This is a genomic window from Photobacterium malacitanum, assembly GCF_900185615.1.
Lineage (GTDB): Bacteria > Pseudomonadota > Gammaproteobacteria > Enterobacterales > Vibrionaceae > Photobacterium > Photobacterium malacitanum.
In genome coordinates, this window is sequence record NZ_FYAK01000010.1 from 88,631 (window position 1) to 94,630 (window position 6,000).

The window sequence follows — 6,000 nt, forward strand, 5'->3', positions numbered from 1 at the left end:
CCATTTTTTTAAAAGACTTTGGCTAAATTTCAGATTGTTTTTTAGATAGTTAGCCGTAATTTTCTATTTTAGCCTGATTTGCTAATGAAATTGAGTCATTTCATTAGTATTACGCTATTATAGGTATGAAACATGCTTTTGATGTTGAAATGACATATCCCGTAAATTATCGCTTATTTTCCATTGTTCCGATAAAAATAGCCTAAAGTCTGATTTACATTGTAAACTTGTGACACTGTAACACTTTTATGAAAATGTTTTTAATGGGGAATTAGTAAGATAATAAAGCCATATTTAAGTCTAAAAAATATGAAATTTTATGCTTTTTGCATTAAATCATGTTTTTATGTGAGAATAATATCACATGGTTTTGTTCAGCTTTTTATTGTTTCTGCTGTTATTTATTGTACAATATATTCAGTCAATCATCATGGCATAGAGTAATAATGAATAGGGAACAGACGATACAAAATTTGCTCAATATTGCAGAGCAAACTAAACAAGTACAAGCTGATCGTATTGAAATTGTTTTAGAAGAGCGTCGTGACGAGGTTTTTCCACCAATGTCAAAAGCTTTAATGGAAACACGTTCAGGTTTAACACGTCGAAAGTTGGATGATGCTATTTCACGGATGGAGGCAACGGGTCATCAATTTACTAAAAATAAAGCAAACCATTATTCAATAACACTTGAAGAAGCTCACCAATTAATGGTGTCAGCGAAAAAACCTGCTTTTTATGAGCGCGAAGGTGCCGGACGAAAACCTTGGGTTGTGAATGTTCAAAACCAAAAAGGTGGTACTGGTAAATCAATGACAGCGGTACATCTTGCTGCATGTTTGGCGTTAGATCTAGATAAACGTTACCGAATTTGTCTTATTGACCTTGATCCTCAAGGATCATTACGTTTATTTCTTAACCCTTTGATTAGTATTGGTAAGCAAGAAACGATCTATTCCGCTGTTGATGTCATGTTAGACAACGTGCCTGAAGGCGTACTAACTGATAAACATTTTGTAATGGATAATGTGGTGATGCCGACCCAATATCCTAATCTTAAAACAATCGCAGCTTTTCCTGAAGATGCGATGTTCAACGCTGATGCATGGCAAGATCTTGCTGTAAATCAAGACCTTGATATTGTTCGGTTGCTAAAAGAGAAAGTGATAGATCCTATCGCTGATGAGTTCGATATCATTATGATAGATACCGGCCCTCATATCGATCCTTTAGTGTGGAATGCAATGTATGCGTCTAATGCGTTAATTATTCCATGTGCTGCAAAACGTTTAGACTGGGCATCAACTGTTAACTTTTTCCAACATTTACCGACCGTTTATGAGATGTTCCCAGAAGATTGGCATGGATTAGAGTTTATTCGTTTAATGCCAACTATGTTTGAAGATGATAATAAAAAGCAGGTTTCGGTATTAACGGAAATGAATTATTTGCTGCGAGAGCAAGTAATGATGGCTACAGTGCCACGTAGTCGTGCTTTTGAAACCTGTGCCGATACTTATAGCACTGTTTTTGATCTTACTGCTGCTGAATTTGAAGGGGGTAAAAAGACCCTTTCAACGGCTCAGGAAGCGATTCAGCGGGTTGGTTTAGAGTTAGAACGTGTTATGCACAGCCACTGGGCAAACTTGAACGAGGAGTAATTGACAGATGGCAATTAAAACTACAGATCTTAATGCACGTTTATTTGGTAAAGCTGATAAACGTCGCGCTACTAACGTTACAGAAGCACAAACTGCAGCGCGTGATAAAGCTGCAGTTATTGAATTAGCTGTTGCGGGTGAAGATACTGTTGCGTTTGAATTAGTAAAAGTAAATGCAGATGATGTTAGTACTCAAACAATCGTTTTTGCTGAAAATGCCCGTGAGCAAGCTTTCCTAAATGAGCATGCGCTAGCTGATATTTTAGTGACATTAAAAGACCGTGGTCAGCAATATCCAGCGGTAGGTCGTTGGCTTGATGATGGTCGTATTGAAGTATTAGACGGTAGTCGCCGTCGTATGTCTTGTATTATTGCTCATAAAGATTTTCTTATTTATGTTGCAAAGGGTATTAATACCGAACACGCTAAGTTTCTATCAGATGTTGCAAATGCGCACAAACCGCTATCGCTGTTTGAACGTGGTAAAGAAATGCAGTCACTATTAGATTCAGGAAAAGTAGCGGATCAGAAAGAGCTCGCGAAGTACTTACAATGCAGTGAAGCTTTGGTGAGTGGGGCATTAAAAGCGGCCAGTTTACCGATGGAATTACTGATGGCTTATCCTAGTGTTGGTGAGCTTGGACGTCCAACAATTGTTAAACTTCATCGTATTTTCTTTGGCTTAAACCATGAACAGCAGCAGCATATGATTGCTGATTTAAGTGGTGAAAATACGGCATTATGGAAAACAATTAATGCGCAAGGTATTAGCCGTATTACTCGTGAAGTGACGGGAAAATTAGAGCAATTAGGGGAGCAATTACATCCTAAAGCTGTGGTTGAGAAGCCGACTTCACAAGATCTAATTAAGGGTAAAGTATCTTATACTCGTGATGGTGATAAGTTACAGCTTAAACTGAAAAAGATGAGCGACCGTCAGATCAATGATGTACTTGCCTATTTAAATGATTATCTAAAGTAATCGTCGATTTTACTTAATATAAACCACGCAATTATGCGTGGTTTTTTTATGCCTGTTGGAGCTGTGATATGATCAGTTTGTCATTTATTTTTGGATCTATTTATGTCGATGCAGTTAGAGACATTATTTGCTCAACTTCAACAGCAGCTATCACAATATTTTTGTCGTCAATTGGTGGTATTAGAAGGTGATATTGAATGGGCTGCAGCCAGTGCAACGACGATTGGGAACTACTTTCCACAACGTTTATGGGCTGGTGATAATGCACCAATGTCTTTTATTTCATCCTCGTTTAAACAGTCTAAGCAGTGGCTTGGACAAGAGTTTGATTTGGTGGTTATCAATGCCCTTGATGGTATTAATGCCGATACCTTAGGTGCACTTTCTGGCACTATAAGAGGAGGTGGATTATGCATTATTATTGCTCCACCAACATGGCGCTCACACCATACTTCAACACCATTTTATCAACGTTTAGGGCGATTGTTTTTAGAGCCTGAGGTAATGCTGATTCAGCAATCACAACCGTTGCCACACTCTGATTTAATATCATTTTTTAATGGTATAACGCCGCCAATAATATTTACGGATACTAATACTCAGCGTGGTTGTTTGACTCGTGGTCAATGCGAAGCTGTTGATGCCATCATTAAAGTAATGACAGGGCATCGCAAACGGCCATTAGTGTTATCAGCGGATCGTGGTCGTGGAAAGTCGGCTGCATTAGGTATTGCTGCTGCGGAGTTATTGCTTACTCGAACAGTGAATATTGCGGTAACTGCGCCTTCATTTGCTTGTGCTGCAACCGTGTTTAAACATGCTAAGTTGCGGCTACAGGTAGCCAATCAATCCCATCCTCATCAATTAATTATTGGCGCGAGCCGACTTGAGTTTGTGGCTGCCGATAAGATAGTTAATGATGCTTCCAATTATGATTTTATTATTGTTGACGAAGCTGCCGCTATTCCTGCATCGACATTAACTGATCTACTTGGGCGTCATAATCGTTTGGTCTTTGCGACCACAATTCATGGCTATGAAGGCACAGGCCGTGGTTTTGAAATTAAGTTTAAGCAGCGATTAACCGAGAAAATGCCGCAATGGCGAAGCTATCATTTGGAACAACCAATAAGATGGGCTACTGGTGATCCATTAGAAGCGTGGATTTTTAAATCCTTATTACTGACAGCGCAAGCTCCTGATTGCGGTCAATGTGGAATGAATTCAGCCGTTGTTGCTATTGACTATTGCGTGTTAGAACCCGCACAGCTCGCGCATGATGAGGTATTGTTGAACCAGCTTTTTGGTTTATTAGTTAACGCACATTACCAAACCTCTCCTAATGATATTCAACAATTGTTAGACGATCCTAATTTATCTGTTGTTGTTGCATTACAAGCTGGCGTCATTATTGGCTGTTGTGTGGTATCGAAAGAAGGCGGCTTTGATGCACAGTTAGCTAAGTTAGTGATGCAAGGCAAGCGACGTCCACAGGGACATTTGTTAGCACAATCTTTAGCGGCACATCTTGGCTATTCAGTGGCGGCAGAGCAGCATTGTTATCGTATATTACGCATTGCTGTTGCTGATGGTTTTCAGCAGCAAGGTATTGGTACTCAACTTGTGAATGCGGTATTACGCCAGGCGCTTAATAATAATATTGATTATGTCGGTACAAGTTTTGGTGCTGTCAGCGAACTTGTGGATTTTTGGTCTCAGTGTTTATTCCATCCATTGCGATTAGGAATGACAAAAGATGTTGCCAGTGGTCACCATTCTTTATTGTGTGTTAAGCCATTATCCACTGCAGCTAAATCATGGTTTGATGATGCTCAATCTTTGTTTAGCGCTTCTTTTTGTTGTCAGCGAGTTGAACAATTTAGTCAATTGGATAGCCAATTATTTTTTAAATTATATGCTGCAAATGTTCAGCAGCCGCTAAATTACGGGTTATCACCACAGCAAATCAATCATCAATTGGATACTTTTATAAATGGTGGCCTTGGTTACGACATCGTGGTCGCGAGCCTTGAAAGTTGGTTATCACAGTTTTTATTATGCGGTGATTGCTGTTGGGATGACGATTTAGGTTTTTTGATTGCAAAAATTTTACAGAAACAATCTTGGTCAGTGATGGTTGAACGCTATCATTTATCAAGTCGAAAGTTAGCCCAGCAACATTTACGCGATGTTGTTGCTCGCTACTATTCTTTACCTTCTTCAGTTCACTAGAGGTTTATATTATGCAGATTCAAGTTGATACTCATACCCACACATTATCAAGTGGCCATGCTTACAGTACAATAATTGAAAACTCTCAAGCAGCTGCGGCGAAGGGGTTAAAAATGTTTTGTAATACTGACCATGCATCCTTAATGCCTGGCGCGCCTCATTTTTGGTATTTTGCAAATCAACGGGTATTGCCGCGTTTTCTAAATGGTGTGGCAGTATTACGTGGCGTTGAAGCGAACATCGTTAACACTGATGGTGACGTTGATTTGGATAAGACGGTATTAGCTAAATTAGATTGGGTGATTGCGAGTTTGCATGAGCCAGTATTTAAACCGATGACTGCTAAAGAGCATACTGAGGCGTTGATTAATACTATTAAATCTGGGGTTGTTGATGCGATTGGGCATCCTGGAAATCCTAATTATGATTTCGATTTTGAAAAAGTGATCCGCATTGCTGCTGAACACAACGTATTAGTTGAAATCAATAATTCATCATTAGGACGCTCTCGTGTTGGTAGTGCACCAAGATGTGAAGAGATTGCGATGATGGCTAAAGAAGTAGGGGCTAGAATCACAACAGGTTCAGATGCGCACTTCGCTGCTGATGTGGGTAATTTTTCCAGTATTCAGACGTTATTAGCGCATGTTAATTTTCCTCAAGAATTGATTACGACTCAGCATCCTCAAACCTTGTTAGACTTTTTAACTGAGCGTGGAAAATCAGTTGCCGAGCAATATCAAGGTCACCAATGGTAGTTGGCTAGAGCTTCGGTTTACACTGTAAACTGACTATATATTAAATTTACAGTGTAAATTAGAGAGCTTGATTTACACTGTAAATAATACAAACACCACAGCTAAACACCACAGCTAAACACCACAGCTAAACACCACAGCTAAACACCACAGCTAAACTCCACAGCTAAACTCTACAGCTAAACTCCACAGCTAAACTCCACAGCTAAACTCCACAGCTAAACTCCACAGCTAAACTCCACAGCTAAACTCCACAGCTAAACTCCACAGCTAAACTCCACAGCTAAACTCCACAGCTAAACTCCACAGCTAAACTCCACAGCTAAACTCCACAGCTAAACTCCACAGCTAAACTCCACAGCTAAAC

The 6,000-nt window shown here is 39.6% G+C and carries 4 protein-coding genes; all 4 read left to right on the top strand.

The genetic code is table 11. The annotated features are described in order from the left end of the window. Positions 1 to 446: 446 nt before the first annotated feature. The 4 genes from PMAL9190_RS16650 to PMAL9190_RS16665 all read left to right on the top strand — a co-directional run bounded on the left by PMAL9190_RS16650 (position 447) and on the right by PMAL9190_RS16665 (position 5,633). Entirely contained in the window at positions 447 to 1,661 is a 1,215-nt protein-coding gene (locus tag PMAL9190_RS16650) for an AAA family ATPase (RefSeq protein ID WP_087846140.1), read from the top strand. A gap of 7 nt (positions 1,662 to 1,668) precedes the next feature. Next, positions 1,669 to 2,643: a ParB/RepB/Spo0J family partition protein gene (locus PMAL9190_RS16655; RefSeq protein ID WP_087846141.1), complete on the top strand. Its 975-nt coding sequence runs from the start codon at positions 1,669 to 1,671 to the stop codon at positions 2,641 to 2,643. Positions 2,644 to 2,745: 102 nt separating this feature from the next. Then, positions 2,746 to 4,875 carry a tRNA(Met) cytidine acetyltransferase TmcA gene (locus tag PMAL9190_RS16660; protein ID WP_087846142.1) on the top strand — a complete coding sequence of 710 codons (2,130 nt, stop codon included), beginning with the start codon at positions 2,746 to 2,748 and terminating at the stop codon, positions 4,873 to 4,875. Between the two features lie 11 nt (positions 4,876 to 4,886). Further along, positions 4,887 to 5,633, top strand: coding sequence for a phosphatase (locus PMAL9190_RS16665; RefSeq protein ID WP_087846143.1), 747 nt, complete (start codon positions 4,887 to 4,889; stop codon positions 5,631 to 5,633). Positions 5,634 to 6,000 lie beyond the last annotated feature (367 nt).